This is a genomic window from Chroococcus sp. FPU101 (assembly GCF_017312365.1).
Taxonomy (GTDB): domain Bacteria; phylum Cyanobacteriota; class Cyanobacteriia; order Cyanobacteriales; family Microcystaceae; genus Chroococcus.
In genome coordinates this window covers 86,241-104,630 of sequence record NZ_BLJI01000015.1, presented here as the reverse complement: position 1 = coordinate 104,630, position 18,390 = coordinate 86,241, and the positions used below count along the sequence as shown (strand labels likewise).

Annotated in this window: 23 protein-coding genes; 17 read left to right on the top strand and 6 right to left on the bottom strand. The window is 37.1% G+C overall.

The annotated features are described in order from the left end of the window. Positions 1 to 36 precede the first annotated feature (36 nt). The 4 genes from psbC to CFPU101_RS14505 all read left to right on the top strand — a co-directional run bounded on the left by psbC (position 37) and on the right by CFPU101_RS14505 (position 5,268). Complete coding sequence (gene psbC / locus CFPU101_RS14520; RefSeq protein WP_206816063.1) at positions 37 to 1,419, top strand: photosystem II reaction center protein CP43; 1,383 nt, start codon at positions 37 to 39, stop codon at positions 1,417 to 1,419. Between the two features lie 153 nt (positions 1,420 to 1,572). After that, a complete protein-coding gene (locus CFPU101_RS14515) occupies positions 1,573 to 1,890 on the top strand; it encodes a hypothetical protein (protein ID WP_206816057.1) in 318 nt (105 codons plus the stop codon). 79 nt (positions 1,891 to 1,969) lie between these two features. Then, positions 1,970 to 4,633 (top strand): efflux RND transporter permease subunit, encoded by a 2,664-nt coding sequence (locus CFPU101_RS14510; protein WP_206816056.1) that lies wholly within the window; start codon positions 1,970 to 1,972, stop codon positions 4,631 to 4,633. Then, on the top strand, positions 4,630 to 5,268 hold the full coding sequence (locus CFPU101_RS14505; RefSeq protein WP_206816055.1) for a Uma2 family endonuclease: 639 nt from the start codon (positions 4,630 to 4,632) through the stop codon (positions 5,266 to 5,268). Before CFPU101_RS14510 ends, CFPU101_RS14505 begins: the two co-directional genes overlap by 4 nt. Before the next feature lie 30 nt (positions 5,269 to 5,298). Here CFPU101_RS14505 and CFPU101_RS14500 read toward each other — a convergent pair whose 3' ends face one another. After that, on the bottom strand, positions 5,299 to 5,709 hold the full coding sequence (locus tag CFPU101_RS14500) for a hypothetical protein (RefSeq protein WP_206816054.1): 411 nt from the start codon (positions 5,707 to 5,709) through the stop codon (positions 5,299 to 5,301). Positions 5,710 to 5,850: 141 nt separating this feature from the next. On the opposite strand from CFPU101_RS14500, the gene CFPU101_RS14495 reads away from it, so the two are divergent. The 12 genes from CFPU101_RS14495 (at position 5,851) to CFPU101_RS14445 (ending at position 12,670) form a co-directional block, all read left to right on the top strand. Further along, the gene (locus CFPU101_RS14495) at positions 5,851 to 6,291 is read left to right on the top strand and encodes a hypothetical protein (protein ID WP_206816053.1); all 441 of its coding nucleotides are present in this window, start codon (positions 5,851 to 5,853) and stop codon (positions 6,289 to 6,291) included. Between the two features lie 174 nt (positions 6,292 to 6,465). Beyond that, positions 6,466 to 7,098, top strand: coding sequence for a 16S rRNA (uracil(1498)-N(3))-methyltransferase (locus CFPU101_RS14490; RefSeq protein WP_307730452.1), 633 nt, complete (start codon positions 6,466 to 6,468; stop codon positions 7,096 to 7,098). A gap of 5 nt (positions 7,099 to 7,103) precedes the next feature. Further along, positions 7,104 to 8,204: a tetratricopeptide repeat protein gene (locus CFPU101_RS14485; RefSeq protein ID WP_206816052.1), complete on the top strand. Its 1,101-nt coding sequence runs from the start codon at positions 7,104 to 7,106 to the stop codon at positions 8,202 to 8,204. 11 nt (positions 8,205 to 8,215) lie between these two features. After that, positions 8,216 to 8,710, top strand: coding sequence for a DUF29 domain-containing protein (locus CFPU101_RS14480; RefSeq protein WP_206816051.1), 495 nt, complete (start codon positions 8,216 to 8,218; stop codon positions 8,708 to 8,710). 105 nt (positions 8,711 to 8,815) lie between these two features. Beyond that, positions 8,816 to 9,457: a DUF6391 domain-containing protein gene (locus tag CFPU101_RS14475; protein ID WP_206816050.1), complete on the top strand. Its 642-nt coding sequence runs from the start codon at positions 8,816 to 8,818 to the stop codon at positions 9,455 to 9,457. A 79-nt stretch (positions 9,458 to 9,536) separates the two neighbouring features. After that, a complete protein-coding gene (locus CFPU101_RS14470; RefSeq protein WP_206816049.1) occupies positions 9,537 to 9,776 on the top strand; it encodes a photosystem I reaction center subunit IV in 240 nt (79 codons plus the stop codon). Between the two features lie 38 nt (positions 9,777 to 9,814). After that, positions 9,815 to 10,693, top strand: coding sequence for a DNA-formamidopyrimidine glycosylase (locus CFPU101_RS14465; protein ID WP_206816048.1), 879 nt, complete (start codon positions 9,815 to 9,817; stop codon positions 10,691 to 10,693). A 28-nt stretch (positions 10,694 to 10,721) separates the two neighbouring features. Continuing rightward, complete coding sequence (locus tag CFPU101_RS25630) at positions 10,722 to 10,982, top strand: hypothetical protein (protein ID WP_242577993.1); 261 nt, start codon at positions 10,722 to 10,724, stop codon at positions 10,980 to 10,982. A gap of 9 nt (positions 10,983 to 10,991) precedes the next feature. Beyond that, on the top strand, positions 10,992 to 11,249 hold the full coding sequence (locus CFPU101_RS25625; protein WP_242577991.1) for a hypothetical protein: 258 nt from the start codon (positions 10,992 to 10,994) through the stop codon (positions 11,247 to 11,249). 17 nt (positions 11,250 to 11,266) lie between these two features. Continuing rightward, positions 11,267 to 11,830, top strand: a complete 564-nt coding sequence (locus CFPU101_RS14455; RefSeq protein ID WP_206816047.1) for a Uma2 family endonuclease — start codon at positions 11,267 to 11,269, stop codon at positions 11,828 to 11,830. A gap of 203 nt (positions 11,831 to 12,033) precedes the next feature. Then, positions 12,034 to 12,288, top strand: coding sequence for a hypothetical protein (locus CFPU101_RS14450; RefSeq protein WP_242577989.1), 255 nt, complete (start codon positions 12,034 to 12,036; stop codon positions 12,286 to 12,288). Positions 12,289 to 12,322: 34 nt separating this feature from the next. After that, positions 12,323 to 12,670, top strand: coding sequence for a 4a-hydroxytetrahydrobiopterin dehydratase (locus CFPU101_RS14445; RefSeq protein WP_206816045.1), 348 nt, complete (start codon positions 12,323 to 12,325; stop codon positions 12,668 to 12,670). Here CFPU101_RS14445 and CFPU101_RS14440 read toward each other — a convergent pair. The 5 genes from CFPU101_RS14440 to CFPU101_RS14420 form a co-directional block, all read right to left on the bottom strand. After that, positions 12,663 to 14,357, bottom strand: a complete 1,695-nt coding sequence (locus CFPU101_RS14440) for an NAD+ synthase (RefSeq protein ID WP_206816044.1) — start codon at positions 14,355 to 14,357, stop codon at positions 12,663 to 12,665. The two genes, CFPU101_RS14445 and CFPU101_RS14440, sit on opposite strands and share 8 nt — an antisense overlap. A gap of 4 nt (positions 14,358 to 14,361) precedes the next feature. Beyond that, positions 14,362 to 15,078: an NUDIX domain-containing protein gene (locus tag CFPU101_RS14435; RefSeq protein WP_206816043.1), complete on the bottom strand. Its 717-nt coding sequence runs from the start codon at positions 15,076 to 15,078 to the stop codon at positions 14,362 to 14,364. Beyond that, on the bottom strand, positions 15,075 to 15,641 hold the full coding sequence (locus tag CFPU101_RS14430) for a nicotinate-nucleotide adenylyltransferase (protein WP_206816042.1): 567 nt from the start codon (positions 15,639 to 15,641) through the stop codon (positions 15,075 to 15,077). Before CFPU101_RS14430 ends, CFPU101_RS14435 begins: the two co-directional genes overlap by 4 nt. Beyond that, on the bottom strand, positions 15,634 to 16,977 hold the full coding sequence (locus CFPU101_RS14425; RefSeq protein ID WP_206816041.1) for a nicotinate phosphoribosyltransferase: 1,344 nt from the start codon (positions 16,975 to 16,977) through the stop codon (positions 15,634 to 15,636). The genes CFPU101_RS14430 and CFPU101_RS14425 overlap by 8 nt, the downstream gene beginning before the upstream one ends. 152 nt (positions 16,978 to 17,129) lie before the next feature. After that, complete coding sequence (locus CFPU101_RS14420) at positions 17,130 to 17,930, bottom strand: SIMPL domain-containing protein (RefSeq protein WP_206816040.1); 801 nt, start codon at positions 17,928 to 17,930, stop codon at positions 17,130 to 17,132. Between the two features lie 238 nt (positions 17,931 to 18,168). Here CFPU101_RS14420 and CFPU101_RS14415 point away from each other — a divergent pair, with 238 nt between their 5' ends. Next, on the top strand, positions 18,169 to 18,345 hold the full coding sequence (locus CFPU101_RS14415; protein ID WP_242577987.1) for a hypothetical protein: 177 nt from the start codon (positions 18,169 to 18,171) through the stop codon (positions 18,343 to 18,345). Positions 18,346 to 18,390 lie beyond the last annotated feature (45 nt).

The window sequence follows — 18,390 nt, the reverse complement described above, 5'->3', positions numbered from 1 at the left end:
ACGAGAAATTTGTATTCCCAGAGGAGGTACTTCCACGTGGTAACGCTCTCTAATATGTCCGTTGCAGGTGGACGCGACCAAGATTCTACCGGTTTTGCTTGGTGGGCTGGTAATGCCCGTTTAATCAACCTTTCTGGTAAATTACTTGGCGCACACGTTGCTCACTCAGGTTTAATCGTGTTCTGGGCTGGTGCGATGACTCTATTTGAGACAGCACACTTTATTCCAGAAAAACCGATGTATGAGCAAGGTTTAATCCTACTTCCCCACATTGCTACCCTTGGATGGGGTGTTGGCCCTAGTGGTGAAGTAATTGATACCTTCCCCTTCTTCGTCGTTGGTGTTTTACACCTCATTTCTTCGGCTGTTCTCGGTTTTGGTGGCATCTATCACGCGCTACGTGGCCCCGAAATCTTAGAAGAGTATTCCAACTTCTTTGGCTACGACTGGAAAGACAAAAACCAAATGACCAATATTATCGGTTATCACCTCATTCTTTTAGGATGTGGTGCGTTGCTATTGGTCTTTAAGGCGATGTTCTTCGGTGGTGTTTATGATACTTGGGCTCCAGGGGGTGGCGATGTCAGAGTTATCACCAATCCCACTTTAAACCCTGCGACTATCTTCGGTTATCTGCTAAAAGCTCCCTTCGGTGGCGAAGGCTGGATTATTAGCGTTAACAACATGGAAGATATCATTGGTGGTCATATTTGGGTTGGTTTAATTCTTATCGCTGGCGGTATCTGGCACATCTTAACTAAGCCTTTTGCTTGGGCGCGTCGTGCTTTAATCTGGTCTGGTGAGGCTTATCTCTCCTACAGTTTAGGTGCGTTGTCGATGATGGGCTTTATTGCTTCCGTCTTCGTTTGGTTTAACAACACCGCTTACCCCAGCGAGTTTTACGGCCCCACTGGTATGGAAGCCTCTCAATCACAAGCTTTTACCTTCCTCGTTCGTGACCAACGGATGGGTGCTAACGTTGCTTCTGCACAAGGCCCCACAGGTTTAGGTAAATATTTAATGCGTTCCCCCACAGGTGAAATCATCTTTGGTGGTGAAACCATGCGTTTCTGGGATTTCCGTGGCCCTTGGTTAGAGCCGCTACGTGGCCCTAATGGTTTAGACCTCGACAAAATCAGAAATGACGTTCAACCCTGGCAAGTTCGCCGCGCTGCTGAATACATGACCCATGCTCCTTTAGGTTCTCTAAACTCTGTGGGTGGAGTTATCACTGATGTTAACTCTTTCAACTATGTATCTCCTCGCGCTTGGTTAGCAACTTCTCACTTTACGCTTGCTTTCTTCTTCCTTATCGGACACCTCTGGCACGCAGGACGTGCGCGGGCTGCTTCGGCTGGTTTTGAAAAAGGTATTGACCGTGAGTCTGAGCCAGTATTATCGATGCCTGACCTTGACTAAGGTTATTTTCTAAATTTTTTGGAAACTCTCGTCTAAATGGCGGGAGTTTTTATTTAACCCAAAATGATTATCTTTTCGACTCCAACCAATAGGGATGTTATTTTCGCTCAAAAATTGCTAGGCTAAAATTTTAAGGACAGTATTATCAGGTTTATGCAAAAAGTTTCGTTGTTAGTTTTGAGCAGTGTTTTAGGCGTTTTGATTGGACATCCATCGATGTACGCACAGAATTCAGCTTCTAGGGTTTCTTTTGACGATTATCGTAAAGAATGTTTACAACAAGCCACTCAACAAGGATTAGCGGTAGCTTCAGCTAATGATCTATGTAATTGTACGATGAGCAAAATTCGCTCGCAATATACGATTCAACAATTTCAAACCTTAGTACAAAAATCTAAAAACGATAGAGCAACCGCACAACGATTAAGTTCTATTGGTGAATCATGTCTAGATTCAGTTCTTTATGAATAGTAAACTTAAAAAGTTTAGAACTATATGTCTATGATAGGGGTTTGGTTTTCAAACCCTTTTTAGTTTAATTTTTAAATACATGACTAACAATATTAGAAAACAGTTTAATATTTCCCGTATCGCCATCCGTCATCCTCGTTTCACTATCGCTTTTTGGCTAGGTGTGGCTATCGCGGGACTTTTAGCCCTTAGTTCTCTTAAATACGGGCTATTTCCTGAAATTAGTTTCCCCGTCGTTGTTGTCAACGCACAAAACCCTATAGAAACTGCGCTTTTAACCGAAACAAAGCTAACTCAGCCTTTAGAAACAACACTAAATAACATCGAAACCGTTAGAGATGTTTCATCAATGACCTACCCTGGGCGGGCTGTTGTTAATGTTTTGTTTGATATTGGCGATAATTTAGAAACATCGACGGAAATTGTTAAACAAAAATTATCACAAATTTCTTTACCACCTAATACGACTTATGACGTGATACCTGTTAATCTCAATGAATCACCTGTCATTAGTTACGCGCTCTTAAGTGAGACAAAAAGTTTAGATGAACTCAGTCAAATAGCTAAAACAACGATTCTTCCTAAACTGCAAGGTGTATCAGGTGTTTTAAAGGTTAATCTTTTAGGTGATGCTTCGATTACCTCTGAACAATCTACGACGATTAAAACACAATTTCCCACTTTAATTCGTTTTAATCAGCAAAATGCACTCGCTTTACAGGTGATTAAAACCAGCAAAGCAAATACTCTAGAAGTCGTCAGTCAAGTTGAAAAAGTCATCCAAACTCTACAACCGCAATTAAAAGAAATACAATTAACCTTAGGCGAAACTCAAGCAGGTTTTATCCGAGAAGCAACCCAAGCAACCATTGAAGATTTAATCTTAGCAATTATACTTTCTATCTTAATTGTTTTTCCGTTTTTACGCAGTTTTCGTGCCACCCTAATTACTGCTTTAGCCATTCCTCTATCCTTACTAGGAACTTGTATTGTAATGGCAATTTTTGGCTTTAATTTAGAAACCATTACCCTACTTGCTTTAACCTTAGTTATTGGTATTGTAATTGATGATGCGATTGTTGATGTCGAAAATATATCACGTCATATCGAAGAAGGATATAGCCCAAAAGAAGCGGCGATTTTAGGAACAGATGAAATCGGTTTATCGGTGACTGCTTCTACCATTACGATCGCTGCGGTATTTATACCCGTTGCTTTTATGGGGGGTGCCATTGGAAAATTCTTTAAACCCTTTGGTTTAACCGTTTCTGCTGCTGTTTTAATCTCTCTTCTGGTTGCGCGTACTCTTTCACCTGTTTTAGCCGTTTATTGGTTAAAACGACGGAACAATACAAATCAGAATCATGAACAAAATTGGGCGATCGGGCAATCTTATCGTAATCTATTAAGATGGTCACTTCATCATCGAAAAATCGTCATTGGATTAGCCATTCTTAGTTTTGTCGTCGGTGTTGGTTTAATTCCTCTAATTCCTAAAGGTTTCATGCCACAGTTAGATAGAGGGGAATTTAATATTGTTTATACTGTACCTTTACCCAAACTTTCAGTCATTCCAAAACCTGAAAATACTCCTACCCAAACTTCGAATAGTGGCGCGTTTGACTGGATTTCTGAAATCGCTAAATCACCTGAAAGCATTCTTTTAAGACGTACTCAACGCATCGGCGAAAGAATAGAAGAAGCTGTTTTAAAATCTCCAGATGTCGAATCTGTTTTTACTGTTTCAGGAATTCAAGGGACACCCAATAAAGGTAAACTTTATGTTACATTAAAACATGAACGTCAGCTAAAAACCGCCCAAGTACAAGAACAAGTTCGCCAAAATTTACCTCAATTAAAAGGAGTTACCGTTAGTGTAGAAGATATCCCATTTGTGCAAACTGAAGCCGAAAAACCTCTACAAATTGCCATTCGAGGACAAGATTTAAAAGAATTATATCAAAGCGCAGAAACCTTAAAAAATAAGATTGCTCAGTTACCAGGGTTTGAAGATGTCGAGTTATCAAGTCAACTAAGTGATACAGGTGAAATTGTTCAAATCGAAAGACTCAGTGGAACAAATACCGTTTATTTAGAAGCGAATTTAAGTCAAGGGCAAGGGTTAGAAGATGCTACACAAATTGTAGAGGATACTGCTAAATCTATTTTACCTGCTGATATTACTTTAAAACGTTGGGGAAGCTCATCACAAAGTTATGATGTTCTCTCCAGTTTTGGAAGAACTTTAAGCTTATCTATTTTGTTGATGCTACTGGTTTTATTAGCATTATTTGGTAGACTTTTAGAACCGATTGTTGTTGGTTTATCACTACCTTTATCCGTTGTTGGGGCAATGCTCGGATTATTAATAACGCGGAGTGCTTTTGGAATTATTTCTCTGATTGGTTTAATTTTTTTAGTCGGTTTACTCGATAAAAATGCAGTCTTACTTCTTGATTATATTAAGCAACTTAGACGGAAAGGTATGAACCGCGAAGAAGCCATTTTAGAAACGGGTTATGTTCGTCTTCGTCCTATTATTATGACAACTGCATCAACTATTTTAGGAATGTTACCCATTGCGTTAGGATTAGGTGCAGGGGCTGAATTAAGACAACCGATGGCGGTTGCAATTAGTGGAGGTTTGCTAACCTCTTCGTTATTAAGTTTAATTGTTGTACCCGTTCTTTATACAATTCTAGAAGATGTATGGCTAAAAATAGGAAAAGGTAAAACAGGATGAAAACGATATCAAAAAAATTAGATAGTATTCTATTACATAATATCTCTTGGGAACAGTTTGAGATGATTTTAGATGGACTTGGTCAAACTCGTGGTTCAAGAGTCGCTTATTATGAAGGAACATTAGAAATCATGACCCCTTTACCTGAACATGAATATTTTAAAGAAGTAATTGGTGATGCAATTAAAGATATAGCAGAGGGAATTAATCGAGATTTTGAATGTTATGGTTCAACCACTTGGAAAAGAAAGTTTAAAGAAGCAGGATTAGAACCCGATAACTGTTTTTATTTCCAAAATGCTGCTAGAATTCGAGGTAAATTAGAATTTGATTTAAGTCAAGACCCACCTCCAGATTTAGCATTAGAAATAGACTTAACGAGTAAATCTTTAAATCGTTTTCCTATTTATGCACGTTTAGGTGTTCCAGAGATTTGGAGTTATGACGAAGGTGAACTAAAAATCTATTTATTACAAGATAATCAGTATGTAGAAGTTGAAAATAGTTTAGTATTTCCAGAACTTCCTATTAAAGAAATCTTAGTTGTCATCGAAGAATATAGAACAGTTAGCCGTTTAGCCATGAGAAAAGCAATTCGCGAATGGGCTAAAAATAAAATTAATAAAATACTGTAGAATTTTGATCTCCAAACACTCTGAAATATTTTATCGAATTGTTACTTCTAACGTATAATTAGCAGTTACATCAGTTCCAATCACTATTCTATATTCACCTGTTTCTGGTAATCTTCCAGACCAAAATTGTACCCCATCTGCTTCATCAATTAATTGAGAAGGACTATAAACCGTAAAACTTGTTTGATTTCCTGTTATTAAGTTAATATCAATTTGCTGACCTGCACGAGCGCGAAATAGATAATCATGAGTTGTACAGACTGCTATTTTATCTTGAATGGTTGTACCAATTGCACCTCTAGCAAATCGAAGTGATTTGATTATCGGTTTATCTTGACTCTGACATTGCGCGATAATTTGTGTTTGAATTGGTTTTGAACTACTAACAGATATGGGAGCAAAAACACTAAGAACTACGAAAAATAATAATAAACGTAACATAAGACAATTACTACTCTATTTATAAATTATACTATTTTTTATTGAATTATATAAAAAGGTTTGGAGATAAACCCCATACATTTAATCAAAATCTAATTTTATAAAGGGTTTGGTTTATCAATCTCTAGATTTAATTAAAAAATGAAAACAAGTCTGATTCTAGGAACACTTCTATTATCTTTAACTTCACCGTCAAAAGATGCTGATTATTTACGGTTACAAACTGTTTTAGAACAATATGGATTTAAGATTAAATTAGAAACACCACCAGTACGAGAAGCTTATGGAGCATTTGAGAGTCAAACAAGAACAATTTGGATTAATCCGATTGTATTTGATTTAGGAATTGCTAAACCGACTTTAGTTCATGAAGCGGTACACGCAGCCCAATTTTGTTATGGAAAGACAGAAGTACAAGCATTAGGATTAGATATCGAACCACCACCCATGACGCGACTTTATTTCATGCGCTATCATTCTTTTACTCGGCAAATTGAAGCAGAAGCTTATACCATACAAGTACAACCCAATAGCGTAGATTTAGTTATTTCTTTGTTAAATAAACACTGTCGGAAAAAATAATTTTTTTAGCTTAAAAGATTGGCTAACGGTTTATGTTAGTTTAGCAATAAAATATAGAAAGCACAAATAACTGATAATAAAAATTTTGGTTTATCGTTTAGTTATTGATTCCAATCAAAATCAAGACGGTCAAATTATTTTGACGGTCGAACAACAACATTATTAAAACGAGTTCTGAGACTGAAAACAGGCGATCGCTTTGTCGTAATGGATGGACAGGGGAGCGCGTGGAATGCTGAACTAGCAGAAAATACAGCAAATTTACTTGAATTGTTACAAGAATTGACAGAATTACCCATCAGTATTACTTTAATGGTGGCAATTCCGAAAGGGAATGGGTTTGATGAGATAGTACGCTGTTGTACCGAAATTGGTGTCACTGAAATTATGCCAATTATTAGTAAACGCACCCTAGTTCAACCGAGTCAGCACAAAATAGAACGTTGGCGAAAAATTGCCATAGAAGCAAGCGAACAATCAGAACGTCAAAACACACCGATTATTAGTGATGTAATTCCTTTAAGAGATGCTGTTACAAAGATGGCTGATCCGTCTAGAAGCAGTTATATTTGTGTTACTCGCATTGAATCAGACCATTTGATACAAGCACTTAAAAAAAACACTGCTCAATCTATTGTGCTACTAACGGGGCCTGAAGGGGGATGGACATCTGAGGAAGTAGAACACGCAATCAATCAAGGATTTCAACCTGTCTCTTTAGGTTCAAGAATTCTTCGCGCTGTTACTGCACCTGTAGTTGCTCTATCGATCACAGCCGCCATCATTGAAAATCCAAAGATAGAATAAAAAGTATGCTAAAAGAAGTTGCCGAAGCGATTGAGCGTCACGATTACAAAACGGCTGAATATTTATTACAAACGTGGCAACAACAAGAAATAGATAATCCTTGGGTTGTTTTCTATACTGCTCGTTTAGCAGAAGTTAAGGGACATTTAAAGAGCGCAAGTCAACAATATCGAGAATTATTGCAAAAAACCACTAACCTTAAACTAATTGGCCAAATTCGTCAAAGGATTGAGTGTTTAGATGAGATTGATGCACAAAATCAGCAAAAAGTCAAGGAAGAACGGTTAAAAGCCATTGCACAAGCGAACCGAGATCCCGCAAACCAAGAGGCAGGAATTTTAATCTTAGAACCCATTCCTAACGAAGCTAAAAAACAAGCAGCGCAACAGTTTGCACAAATCATGCAACTCGATCCTTATACAGCACGTCTACAGCTACCGAGTCGAGCATGGCGGTTCTATCGAACGGGTACAATTGGAGAATTGCAGATTTTAAAAGAAACGCTAAAATCAGTCACCATTCCTTGTTTTTGCGCCACATTAAAAGATATTCAGAAGATCAAGGTTTATCAAATTGATTATTTTCTAGAAATTTATCCGATTGTCACAGTTGTTTGTCATACTACTCATGGCAAACCAACACTTTTTAAATTTGATCGCTCAGAATTAGTACAACGAGTAGAGGGAATACTACCTGTTTTTGAAGAATGTTTAGAAGTCGGAATTAGACGAAAAATGGAACGTAGAACCAGAACTCTAGACTATATACAAGTTTGTGATTTGCATCTAAAGGAACGTAATATTATCTTACGTCTGTGCGCTCAAACCTACAAATACCATCAAGGATTTGCTTTTTCAGGTAAAAACACTATTGATGCAGCAACCTCTAGAGATCATTGGAATCATTTAATCACTTATTTTAAAGAACGCTTTCCGCAGCAGTCGGTCTATTTAGAGTTTACCCCCTTTGCCGAAACAGCCTTTAATTTTCCCGAAACGCTAAAATTAATTGAGCCTAATCTTGAGCTACTGCGACGAGAAGATACACTTTGGGATCAAGCTTTTCACTTATATAGTAGTTTAGCTTTCTTAAAAGAAAAATATTAGGAAGTTTGTCCATGACGATTAATCAAACTCCTCTCACCTTATATGAGCAAGATTTCCAAAAATGGATTGAGCAAACAATTCAGCAATTAGAAACGAGAGATTATGAATCACTTGATATCAAGCATTTGGTTGAGGAATTAATTGACTTGGGGAAATCCGAAAAAAATGCTTTAGAGAGTAATGTCATGATTTTACTCGCTCATTTACTTAAAGTATTCGTTCAATCCGATGCACCCGAAACAATGAAAAATAGTTGGTATCGCTCAATTATTGAACACCGAGAAAGAGTGATCAAAGCATTAGACGATACACCATCACTTCACAATTACTTACCGACTATTGTTGAGACAGCTTATAGTAGAGGACGAAAAATAGCAATCAAAGAAGGAAAAATTGCCTCATTTGGAGTACGCATCCCACAAGAGCATGAATATCCAAATTCTTGTCCTTTTTCAGTTGAACAAATTTTAGATGAAGACTTTTTCGGGCGTTTAAAGTTGGATTGATTACAATGGATCTAGGGAGCGATCTTAAATCAGAAAATTCTAACTTTAGGATGGACTGCCAGAGAGACAGACACCGCAATGAACGAACAAGAATTATAAAATTCTATGAGCAATAACTCTACAACGTATGGCACAGGTTGGGAATCAGATTGGTTTAAACCCAGTTCTGACCAAGATAGCGCACTTCTCAAGCAAATTGGCTTTCTTCCTGGACTTAAAGAAATCTTAATGCTGCGTCAAGTTCATGCACTAGAACACGCGACGGTTTGGGTCTTGAGTGAAATGCAAGACAAAAACCGTTTAGACTGGGATAGAGAAGCACAACCCGATAATGAGAATTTAGGGGGTTTATCGACTGATCAAGGATTTTACCTCTATGGTCAGGTTAACCCAATTGATTTAAAAAAAGCGGTTCGTCAGGCACTCCATCGCTTCAAAGAGGGCGAATGGAATTTAGCCGTACATCCGCGCTGTGGAACTAATTTATCAGTTGCAATGTTGGTTACAGGGGGCTTGGCATTTGGGATTCATCTATTATTACCTAAAGGCCCCATTGAACAATTATTAGGTTTAGGAGTTGCTGCTGCTTGTGCTTTTCAAGTTTCCCCCGATTTAGGTAGAGACGCGCAAAAATACTTAACAACTTCAATTCCCTTTAATCTAGAATTGGTGGATGTCACACCAACTAAGGATTTTTGGGGACGTTCAGCCTATTTTGTTCGGGTACAATGGCATGAATCGCAATAAAAATTAAAGTTATTACTGTAGAGAGATGCCCAATCCAGTAGTAATCTGTTATCTGAACGGTTTTTTTAACAAAACGCCTATGTCTGCTATTGAACGTGGAGCTAAGGTTAAAATACTGCGGAAAGAGTCTAACTGGTTTGGCGATGTGGGAACCGTCGCTAGTGTAGACAAAAGCGGTATTATTTACCCTATAATTGTTCGTTTTGATACAGTCAACTACAATGGTATTAGTGGTAGTGCGACTGGAGTTAATACCAATAACTTTGCTGAAAGCGAATTACAAGTCGTTGAAGCTGCACCCAAAAAAGCAAAAGCCTAAAGTTAAATAACTGCTCTTTTTAAGGAACTGTACTTACTGTGCCGGAATTACCGGAAGTAGAAACGGTTTGCAAGGGTTTAAATCAATTAACCCAAGCAAAAATCATTCAGGGTGGGGAAGTGTTACTAAACAGTACACTAGCCTACCCTCTTTCTGTGGATGAATTTTTATCTATAATCACAGGGAAGGTGAACGCCAACGGCGCACCTTTGGTGATCGCACATTGGCACCGACGTGGTAAATATCTACTCGCTCAATTAGTCAATGCTGATAGTGAACCTCAAGGAATGTTAGGGGTACACCTACGAATGACAGGGCAACTACTATGGTTAGAACAAAGTGAACCTGTCTCGAAACATACTCGGATACGGCTCTTTTTCGGTGACAACCAAGAATTACGCTTTATTGATACGCGAAAATTTGGCAAAGTCTGGGGCATTCCACCCCACACCCCCCCAGAAAAGATCATCACTGGTTTGCAGAAAATGGGGCCAGAACCCTTTAGTAATGATTTTACCGTAGAATATCTAAAAAAACGTCTTAAAACACGTCACAGAGCTATTAAAACGCTACTTTTAGAACAAGAATTAGTGGCAGGAATTGGCAATATTTACGCCGATGAAGCACTATTTAAAAGTGGCATTCCACCAACAACGATCGCAAGTAATTTAACTCCAACTCAAATCGAACGTTTACACCAAGCCATTTTAGAAGTTTTACAAAAAGGAATCGACGAAGGGGGAACAACCTTTAGTTATTTCCGTGATGTCATGGGAGTCAATGGAAATTATAGCGGTGTCGCTTGGGTTTATGGTCGTTTTGGTCAATCTTGTCGGGTTTGTGGTACATCAATAGAACGGATGAAATTAGCAGGGCGATCGTCTCATTTTTGCCCCCAGTGTCAGAAACTAAAATGATGAACAAGACTATCTACAAGTGATAAAAATGGTATGGCTATTTAGTTTATCAGCCGAATGTGGTACTACTCAATCGGATGCAGAAAAGTTTGCTCAGTATTTTGCTCAGATTTCTTTTGTTCTCTCAAATGGGATGCGATCGCAATGTCATGCTAATCTATTTCAGGATCTTGAGGAAAATTGGTGGTGTCGAGTTACTCCTGATCAAATTAGTGAAGTTGGTATTAATACACCTGAGACGGCTTATATAATGACAGAAATAGGTATTGTACTTTATCATTATTTGTGATCTGCTCCAGTGTTTCGCTATGCCTTAGTCGGTGTAGAAGTAGACGAGTTTAGAACTTATAGTAAATTAATAGAAGATTCGGCGATTTTATCTTTTTCTGGATTAGTTTTATCTAAAACAATTTGGGCTGAAATTGGTAAACCTTCCACTTGTCGAGATTTTAGTTTAGGATACGTCTGGAAACCCTACGAAGGAGAAGTATATAAACCGTTGTTAGTTTCGTCTCATTTAAAAAATAAATTAAATGAATTGTTAGTTATGAAATAAAATTGAGGTTAACCCAAATGGTACAAACACCTTCTAAAAACTTAACACTAGAAGAATTCTTAAAGCTACCAGAAACTAAACCCGCTAGTGAATATATTGATGGTCAAATTATCCAGAAACCGATGCCAAAAAGAAAACATAGTGCAATTCAAGGTAATTTGGCAACTGCTATTAATACTATTATAAGACCTCAAAAAATTGCACGAGCATTTTCAGAATTACGTTGTACTTTTGGAGGGCGTTCAATTGTACCTGATAGTGCGGTCTTTGTTTGGAATAGAATTCCTCGTGAGCAAAATGGTGAGATAGCTAATAATTTTTTGGTAGCTCCAGATTGGTCTATCGAAATCTTATCACCCGATCAAAGTCAAACCAAAGTCACTAAAAAAATTTTACATTGTTTGCAGCATGACACCCAAATCGGTTGGTTAATCGATCCAGATGAACAAACGGTATTCGTTTATTATCCCAATAAACAAGCTGAAGTTTTTGATGAACCTGAGCAATTACTGTCTGTGCCATCTTTTGCAAGTGAGCTAAAATTAACCGTACACGAGCTATTTGCGTGGTTATTGAATTAAGCGCAGATTAAGCAAAAAAGAATAAGATAAGTTTCCCATCGTATTTTTAAAGAATCACATTTTTTACAACAAGGATGGCAGAATTGAGATAGCGTTCTTGTACTGTGATGTTTCTTTTTGTCATCTGCTGCAATTTTCTATTAACTTTATTCAATCTCTATCTAGTCTTTCGTCTGATGCAACTCCGAAAGATCTTAGCACGAGTGACAAAAACCTTAATTTATGTAGAACGTCGTATCCATCGTATTTTATATCCCGCGCCAGAGTATATCATTATTGAACAGCAAGGAATACAACGACTTAGGGCATACTATCAGATTTTAGGGCTACAAATTGAAAGCGTTCAACCGTTTTTTATTTTATTTTCTTTAGGGGTTCGTTTTTGGCGAAGACAGTCTAAACATCAAAAAATCTCATCTCGCAGTTTTCCTTTATCTTTGCTGCAAGGACGATTTTAGGAATAATAAAATTATATTTTAACCATAAGAGACTATGAGCGATCTAACACAATCTAAATGCGTACCTTGTCACGGGGCTGTAGCAGCAGCAACAAGTGATGAAATTGCCGAACTAAAATTACAGGTTCCTAGCTGGAATATTATTGAATATGAGGGAGAATTACGATTAGAAAAAGTCTATAAATTTCCTGATTTTAAAAGTGCGATCGCATTTACTAACGCAGTGGGAGAGGAGGCGGAAAAAGAAGGACATCACCCCGCTTTACTCACTGAATGGGGTAAGGTAACGGTAAGCTGGTGGACTCATGCGATTAATGGTCTACACAAGAATGATTTTATTATGGCAGCCAAGACAGATACTATTAAAGAAGCTTTTAATTAATTGTATCTAACCAACGATTAGCGATCGGCATTCTCCAACCTGTTCCAAAAGCCCTATCTGTGATTTTAAGTCCTGGGGGGGCTTGTTTTCGTTTAAATTCGGCACGTGTAATTAATTTAATCACTTGTTGTACCACCATTGGCTCATGTCCTGCCTGTATAATTTCAGTTAAGGATTGATGTTCATTAACAAAGCGTTCAATAATGTCGTCTAATATTTCATAAGGCGGTAATGAATCTTGATCCAATTGATTTGGTTTTAATTCTGCGCTTGGTGGTTTAATTAAGACATTTTGGGGAATAATTTCTCTATCGCGGTTTAACCAATGGCAAAGGGAATAAACTCTTGTTTTTGGCACATCAGCAATAACGGCTAATCCTCCATTCATATCACCATACAATGTACAATATCCTACGGCCATTTCTGATTTATTACCCGTTGAAAGTAACAAGTAACCAAATTTATTAGCAATAGCCATTAAAAGCGTGCCTCTAATGCGTGATTGTAGATTTTCTTCAGCAATACCGAAACTTGTTCCTGTAAAAATTGGTTCTAATACAGAGTCATAGCTATTCATCACTTCACTAATAGCAATTGTTTCACTCTTAATTCCTAAATTATTGACTAATTTTTCTGCATCACTAATAGAATGATCAGAACTATAAGGAGAGGGCATCAAGACACCTAATACATTTTCTTTTCCTATTGCTTCTGTGGCGATAGCTGCGACTAAAGATGAATCAATTCCACCACTTAATCCTAATATTACTTTAGTAAAACCACATTTCTTAGTATAATCTCTTACGCCTAAAACCAAAGCCGACCAAATTTCTGCTTCTTCGGTTTCTGGAAGTTCTACAATAGAAGCAGGTAATAAATCTTGTTTTTCTGGATCAAATTCAACAATCACTAAATCTGATTCAAATGATTTAGCACGACAAACGACTATACCCTCTCTGTTAAAAGCAACACTATTACCATCAAACATTAAATCATCATTGCCACCAATTTGATTAGCATAAACAATCGGTATATTATAATATTTTGCGCTATGAGATAACATCGCTTCTCTTAGTTTTTGTTTATTATACCTGTAAGGAGAAGCCGATAAATTAACAATAAAATCAACACCTAAATGAGTCAGATCTTTTATGGGATTCACTAAATACTGACGTTTACCCCAAAAAATATCATCATTCCATAAATCCTCACAAATCGTAACACCTACTGATAGATAATCATCTTTGTTGGAGGAAAGTTCAATTTTAAAAAAGTCGCTTTCATCGGCAGGCTCAAAGTAGCGATCTTCATCAAAAACATCATAGGTTGGTAACAAACGTTTAGAAAAAATTTGCTTAATTTCGCCATTTTCTAGTAAAGCAGCACTATTAAATAGAGGTTTTTCGCCCGACAAATTAGCTTGAGGATTAATCGTTGCTAGTCCGACTAAAACAGTTAAGTTACTAGGAATTTTGGCTGCTAAATCTTCTAGTTGTATCTTCATGTTTTGAAGAAAACTATAATTTAATAATAAATCTTTTGGAGGATAGCCACATAATGATAATTCGGGTGTTAATAATAATCTAACTCCTTGACTTGCTGCTTCTTGTGCTGCTTGTAAAATTTGTTGAGCATTATTGTTTAAATCACCAATAGTAGGATTAAGTTGAGCGATCGCAATTTTCATAATGTTAAATAAATAATAAAGGTTTATCTTTTAAAGGAGTAAAAGAAGGTTCATCAAAGCGATATAAACTAGCGGGACGACCAGCACCTTTAGACACTTTAATACCTGTATCTGACAAAAATCCTAATTTTAATAGCTTGTTTCTAAAATTAGAATAATCAGAAAAATTTTCACCTAAAATAGTAATATAAAATTGATATAAATCATTTAAAGTAAATAATTCTGGTAAAACATCAAAAGCAATCGGGCTATATTTAAGCTTACTTTTTAAACGTTGATGTCCATACTCCAAAATTTGATTATGATCAAAGGCTAATTGAGGTATTTTTTCAATCATATACCAACTAGGTGAACTCGACTTTTGAATTAATTCTGCTTCTTCATATCGAACTAAAGCAAAATAACTAACTGAAAGATAGCGTACTCCAAAAGATTCGGGTGATTCTCTGGGATCACGATTGGGCCCACCAAATGTATATAATTGTTCTAAATAAAGATTATTAACCCGAATCAGTTCTGATAAAGTTCTATACGCTGCTTTTTCTAATGATTCTCCTTCTTGAACTAAAGTCCCTGGTAAACTCCAAGAATTTAGAAACGGTGTTTTCAATCTTTTACTTAATAAAACCAACAGACGATTTTGTTGAGTATCAACTGAAAAGATGACATTATCCACACCGACTTTAAAATTAGCTAAATCTTTTGATGTAACTGAATTCATGCGTATAATTTTTCTTGATAGATATATTCTCTAATATGTGGTGTAACAACCGTATAATCATGTTGTTCTCGATAGGCTGTAGAAGAAGCTTCAGGCGCATTCATATCAGCAATTTGACAAATTCCGCCTAACTTTTCTAATTCTGTAATATCTTCGGGATAAATTGAATATCCTTGTCTTGGAATAATAATGAGTTTAGCTTTTTGTAGTAATTCTTTGGTTTGATACCAGCATCGAATCTGTTGAATTAAATCTGAACCAATCACTAAATAATAGTCCGCATCATTACCCCAAATTTTTCTAGCTTTGTCTACACTAACTAAACTACGGCGATGGCTTAAATCTCTTCTTAGTTCAAGATTATTTATATCTGGTTTAATCTCTTTAATTAATAAATCAAGCATTTTCATTCGATGTTCTAATAATGTTTGATGCTCTTTAAACGGGTTATCGGAAGCCCAAACAGCTACCCAATCAAAATGATAAGATAACCATTGTAAAATCGCTTGATGTCCTGCGGTTGGTGGATCGGCACTGGTACCAAAAAGAGCAATTTTAAGCATGATGAATCAGGCTTTCTAAAGCGTTAGTTAAAGTAACAAAAATCGAATCGGGTTGAGTTATTTGACGAGTTTTTAGAGGAAGTTTAGTAACATTCATTCGAGTACGTTGTTGAATAGTTGTTAAAGATTCGGAAGGTTGTATTATTTTTCCTTGTTTCATCACTAATTCTAATAAAGGAACTTCTTCTAAATCTGGTGATTCGGTGATTAATCCTAAGCGATCGCTATAAATTTTCAAATCATCCTGATGACGGAAAATCTGTTTACGCCCAGGATAAGTTACTTTTGCTGCCGATTTCTTCATAGTAGGAATATCATTAATTTCGACTAATTTATAAACTCCATTAACGGGTGTTCCTGTGACTAATTTGGTTCCGATGCCGTAGCCATCAAAACACGCCCCCAAGTCTTTTAAACGCGTGATTTCCCATTCATCTAAATCACCACTCGCAAATAACAAACTATCGGGTAAAAAACCTCTCACTTTCTGCGATAGGGTAACTAAATCACCTGAATCAATTCTGACACCAGAAACCTGTATTTTTCCCGCTTGAATTTGTTCGGATAACCGTTTGGCTGCATCTATTGTGTCATAGGTATCAATTAATAGAGGTGCATTGGGGAAATAGCGATGGAAAATTCTAAACGCTTCATCTTCTCCCCCTTCTAATGCCCCAGCTGCCATGATAAAAGAATGTGCCATTGTACCACTTGGTTTAATGCCTAATTTAAGGGCTGTTGCTACATTAGAGGTACTGTCTAAACCTGCGGCAACGGCTGCCCGCGCCCCCCACATTGCCCCCTGTGGACTAAAAGCTCTTCTGGTGCCAAACTCTAACAAGATGGCATCATCCCCCGCTACATCGCGCATTCTAGCTGATTTCGTCGCAATTAGGGTTTGATAATTAATCGTATTCAATAAATAGGTTTCTACTAATTGGGCTTGCCAAAGAGGTGCTTCAATCCGCAAAATGGGTTCATTGGCAAAAATTGGTGTTCCTTCTGTAACTGCCCAAACATCTCCCGTAAATTTTCCCGATGCGAGAGTTGTCCAAAATCGCTCAGGAACATGAGTAAAAATACCTGTTTTTTCTAGGGCTTCTAAATGGCTGGCGGTAAAATGAAAAGACTGTAGATACTCTAAAGCTTGCGTTAACCCCATTGCTATCAAATAACCATAATTGGGGGGTAAACGACGAGTAAAGAGTTCAAAACTGGCGGGATCATTTTCGATCCCCTCACCACAATAACAAGCAATCATCGTCAATTGATACAAGTCTGTCAGAAGACTGTAATCATCAGGGGTAGGATTTAGTGTTTGTGCATCTGGTGTCATTGATGTTATTGCTTGAAAGTGAGGTTATTCTAATTATAGTAAAAATTACCAAAATTAGAATAAGGTTTCTGTTATTTAAATTACAGATTTTAGTAGGGGTTTGGTTACCAAACCCTTACAAGATGCTTCATGAATTGAAAACTGATATAAATTTAACGCACGGAAAAAGTGACAAAAATCTCCTTGCTGACTTCCACTTCAAGCGGATCATTAGCATCATAAGGTACACTTGAACTGCCAAATAAAAAACCTTCACCCGTCGCGCATTCTTCGGGTAGGAAAACGCCATAAAAGGGTTCAGCTACCGAAGGAATGGGGTTTAATTCAGCATTCACTGCATCTGCAAGCGCAATAGCTCGATTTTGGGCATCTTTCATCGCATTTTTATACGTTTCGCGTTGTAAAGCCTGACAATCATTCACACTATAGCGTACTTCAAATTGATCAAACTTAAAGGGCTGATCCTTACGAATAGCACTACCCGCCGTTGTGATAATCTGTTGTAGACGCGGATGAGTCGGGTTAGCTACAGTCACAAAAATTTTCGTGTTAGTATTATTCGTCGGAGTCGGTAGCGGAAAAGGCAAAGAAAAACCCGATGTACTATTTTGCGGATATTGAATTTCTATATCAGTCTTAGAAATGCCGATCGCCAAAAGAGCATCTACAATATCTTTAACCTGAGTTTCTAGTGGGGTCTTTTTTTGCGCCTTGATAAAGTAAGCTACTGTATTGTCATCTGTTGGAGAAACCGCACTTAAAGTAAATTTGAGTACAGCAGTATCAGCCTTTTGTTTAGCTTTACCCTTACCGACTACCATAAAAGTCTGTGGATTATTAGCAGGTGGATAAAAAAACTGTGCGATAGGATTGAGAGGATTCGCTTTGACTGGTATTGAACTTATTAGTAACAATAAACCTGACATTAGAGGAAGAATAGCAGTTTTTGCCATACTTTTTAAAGGAGTGAAGCTTGAGAACTCATTGATCTTCAATACGATACCATTATTTAACTAAACTAAATACAATTCTCGAAAACATAAGTATTTTTACTAGATTTAAAACTAAATAGAAAGTATAAAGTATTATGTCGATCCTTCAATATTTATGTCTGAATAACAAGAGCATTATTTTTTTTTAGATAATAAAGTTAGAAGAAAACAATTAAACAAGAAGATGGAGGTCAAAATTATGAACGTATCGCCCAGTCTTTTTCTAAAATTAACAGCAATCTTAGTTATATTCTTTGGTCTTGTTCAATATCTAACCGAAGGTTTTGCCAGAATATTTAGCCCTACCGATGATCATTATCCCGAAACTGGAGTGCAGCCATATGATAGCGAACCCTATGCAGCCCCGAAGAGTTAGATAGCTAGTTTTGTGTTTGCCTCGATATCATGATCATAAAGGTGG